The organism is Patescibacteria group bacterium, from assembly GCA_041650895.1.
In the GTDB taxonomy this organism is placed as follows: domain Bacteria; phylum Patescibacteriota; class Patescibacteriia; order 2-01-FULL-39-33; family 2-01-FULL-39-33; genus CAISTG01.
Window position 1 is genome coordinate 1 of the sequence record JBAZKF010000013.1, and the last position, 3,327, is coordinate 3,327.

Annotated in this window: 5 protein-coding genes; all 5 read right to left on the reverse strand. The window is 44.6% G+C overall.

Annotated elements, in window-relative coordinates:
* Positions 1-316: hypothetical protein (locus tag WC473_06130; GenBank protein MFA5125364.1), on the reverse strand; the 316-nt coding region annotated here is incomplete at its 3' end.
* Between the two features lie 27 nt (positions 317-343).
* The gene (locus WC473_06135; protein MFA5125365.1) at positions 344-502 is read right to left on the reverse strand and encodes a hypothetical protein; all 159 of its coding nucleotides are present in this window, start codon (positions 500-502) and stop codon (positions 344-346) included.
* Positions 503-520: 18 nt separating this feature from the next.
* On the reverse strand, positions 521-1,213 hold the full coding sequence (locus WC473_06140) for an HNH endonuclease (protein MFA5125366.1): 693 nt from the start codon (positions 1,211-1,213) through the stop codon (positions 521-523).
* A 27-nt stretch (positions 1,214-1,240) separates the two neighbouring features.
* Complete coding sequence (locus WC473_06145; GenBank protein ID MFA5125367.1) at positions 1,241-2,359, reverse strand: hypothetical protein; 1,119 nt, start codon at positions 2,357-2,359, stop codon at positions 1,241-1,243.
* Positions 2,360-2,424: 65 nt separating this feature from the next.
* Entirely contained in the window at positions 2,425-3,210 is a 786-nt protein-coding gene (locus tag WC473_06150) for a cache domain-containing protein (protein MFA5125368.1), read from the reverse strand.
* Between the last annotated feature and the right edge of the window lie 117 nt (positions 3,211-3,327).

The window sequence follows — 3,327 nt, forward strand, 5'->3', positions numbered from 1 at the left end:
GCTCATCAAGACCGGATGCCCGGCTTGCGATGATGCCCTTGGCATTCAGTTCATCTACCAGACACTGGGACAATAGCTGCACAAGGTCTTGCGCCTGGCCTTCTGAGCGCTCCTCGTCTATCTCTTTTAAAACCCTTGGCCTGAGCCTCTCCAAAGGCCCCTGCCTTGGACTCTCCTGCTGGTCCAAAGCCTGTTGCTCAACGACAAAATCAGCGACATAAACATGCTCTTGGACCCCCGCCATGGCCTGCGTCCCGATGGCGCAGACGGCAATCGCCAATCCCATGGTCAAAACCATACCCATCTTTTTACGCATCTTCACTTCCCCTTCAAACAGTTGGATCTATTTCTGCTTCAGCAAGGCAAGCCCGCAGATGACACACAATATAACCGTCGCGTAATTATGGATATTCCAATAAGCGTCGTTCTGAATGACCATACCCACAACCGTCGCCACCGCCAAAACCAGCAACAGCACTCCGAGAACTTTGGTCTTTTTCATTCACGCTCCTTTTTTGTCTTATACAATCTTATCCCTCTTCTCCATATTATGCCTTGCACAGAGAAGCTGAATGTTTTCGGCAACTAATGATGAACCGCCCTTCGAATACGGAATTATGTGGTCGAAATGCAGATTATCTGCACTGCCACACTGTATACATTTCCCTTTATCTCGTTTCCAAACTTCTAATTTTACTGAAGTCGGGATTAACCTTTCATGTTCAAGATCGTATTTTCCAACCGATTTATCTTCCAAGTCCTCTATAAGCTCAAGTTTAAACTTAAAGACTTTTCTGACATCAATATCTTCTAACCAGGCATCGAGTAATTTGAATATGCCGTTATATACCCAAATGCCTGATCGAATTTTTTCATACACCTTCACATGTTCCGAATCCTTCTTTTTGTTCTTATAAGCGTGAGCGGCATCATGAAATAAACCATTTTGAGTCAAACGGCCGCTTGGATTATACATAGGTTGATCTACTTTTTTAGGATCTGGACCACCCCTTATTTTCGGAACATCATGTCCCTCGTAAATCAACGTCTTCCCGTTCTCTTCGATTCTATCTGCATAGGGCGCTCTAGGCCTTAGACTCATAAGAATTACACTAAAGCCATTTCTCAATCGATAATTCATCCCACGCTGAAGGTTTGTTCCTTCTTCCCTACACATTTCCAAATAAGAAATGATATCGCCAGCCTTAATCATCTATGCTATTCCTTATGTAATATACTCTTAACCAATGCTCTCTCCTACACCTAATAACATATTGACATCAAAGTCACTTCGATTTTTATATGATTCATCAATTTCCCTAATCTTCTTGTAGCTCAAAAAACGAATGACTTCATTTAATCTTAGGCCGGGGCCTGAAAAAGTCGGCCTGTTCAATTCACTAAAGACTTTTCTTTTTCTGGCTTCAGAAGCAATAATAAATAAAGGATAGTTTGAATTTGGAGTTTCGGCGCGTAAATCGGAAAGGCGTAAAATCCCAGAATAAACAGAAGTCGAATGCTCTATTTCGAAGGCGGATTTAATGGAATAGGGACCAAATTTCCAAACAACATCAATATTCTTGATTGAAGGCGGAACATCCAAAGTTTCATGAAACTCAGGAAGAACTAATTCTCTGAACCTATGCCCATCATATTGTTTGTTTTGATCATTTTTTGGAATCCAAATATCCAGATTTGCTAATGTTCCTAGGCGGATCAATCTCCACTGCATTTCATCGTGTTCTGTCGGTGCCGCCTCGATAAGTTCTTCGGCGGCCTCTATATCTAAGGCTTTTTGTTTTGGTTTCTCTATAAGCTCTTCTTTTCTTTCCAGCGTTTTGAGTACACCAACTATATCACCGTAACGCTCGGTAAAATTCGCGACTTTCTCATTTTCAACCATACTAAACCCACGCGGGGCATAATTCTTCTTATAGCCAAAAAGAGGATTAATCACTTCTAAGGATACCTTCACCTCTTCTTCATTGACTATAAAATACATCAATTCCCAGGTATGGCCTTCTGCTGTTTCCTTCCAAAAATACCTGGCTAAATCTCTACTCCTGACTTTGGCGGCAACTTCACCTACGCAACGTATATAACCACGATTGTAAATCAATAAAATATCTCCTGGTTCCATTTTCTGCCAACGCACTTCATTCATCTCTCCAGGCACTGCGCCCCAAACGATGAACGGCGCTCCATGATAAATCTTCTCTAAATTTTCTAACTCTTTCGGTGGCAAGAAATTTTTTACCTCATTCAGATTTCTCTTTCGCTGAATGGTATCTTCAAAATGTCGCTCGGCCGCTGCATTTCCACCCGCAACAACGATAAATATTTTTCTTAGATTTGGCATGATGCTCCGAATGCGCTCCCTATGTCTCCTTCAAATCCCTCGCCAAAAGCAGGATTCTTCTTTGACTACTTCTTCGACTTGTCGGGATCGTTGACGACGATCGCCGGGCGGTCGACTTCCATGACGATAACGCGCCATTGGGTGCCGTATAAGGAAACAGTGTCCCAGGCCGCATATTTTTTGACGATGGTCTTGTCTTCCAGGCCCTTGGCGTAAAAATCATAGGAACCGGCCCCGTCCCTTGCCCTCGACACAGTTTCGGAGAATGAAACAAGGTCTTCAAACGGCTGAAAAAGCTTGTCGGTAAATATATTCCTGCCTATCTGGTCCGGGTCCGGGTCATAGACGATCAGACCGTCTTTCTGCATCACCCAGGCCTTGCACGGGATGCCCTTGACGAGCGGCGCGATGATGTCACCGGTGAGCGCCTGCTGTCTCACCAGCATGCTGACGCCGCCGAGGAACTCGCCTTTGTCGGAGAATACCGGATAAATAAAATCGACGACCTCTATGCCTTCGACGGAAAGGAAGACCTCGCTGAAAACAGGCCTCTTGTCGGCCAGGAATTTGATGATATGCGCCTGTTTGCTGACGTCTGTGCCTTCATATTTTTTATACTCCTCCGGTTCGACAACGATCATCTTGCCGGCCGGATCGATCACGGCGCAATCGACGACATAATCGCGCCCCTTGCACAAACCGCTGAGTATCCTGCGCGCATCCTCTCCCTTGACATCAACTTTCGACAATCTCCTGGCGGCGACCGAAAGGTCCTTATTGATGGAGAAAAGCACGGTCGTTATGCTCCCCCTGGCTTTTTCAAGCGCCGACATCATGACGTCTATGTTCATACAAAAAGCATTCGACGCAATTAATACGGTCATCACGATAGCCATCGGGATAATCCTGCGCTTCATAACTCTCTCCTTTGTTTTCACTTAGAGACAATAATAAAATAAAAGCCCAAG

Bases quoted from the DNA above. Each gene is read 5' to 3' on its own strand.
- WC473_06135 (MFA5125365.1), bottom strand. From the start codon at position 502: ATGAAAAAGACCAAAGTTCTCGGAGTGCTGTTGCTGGTTTTGGCGGTG.
- WC473_06140 (MFA5125366.1), bottom strand. From the start codon at position 1,213: ATGATTAAGGCTGGCGATATCATTTCTTATTTGGAAATGTGTAGGGAA.
- WC473_06150 (MFA5125368.1), bottom strand. From the start codon at position 3,210: ATGAACATAGACGTCATGATGTCGGCGCTTGAAAAAGCCAGGGGGAGC.
- WC473_06145 (MFA5125367.1), bottom strand. From the start codon at position 2,359: ATGCCAAATCTAAGAAAAATATTTATCGTTGTTGCGGGTGGAAATGCA.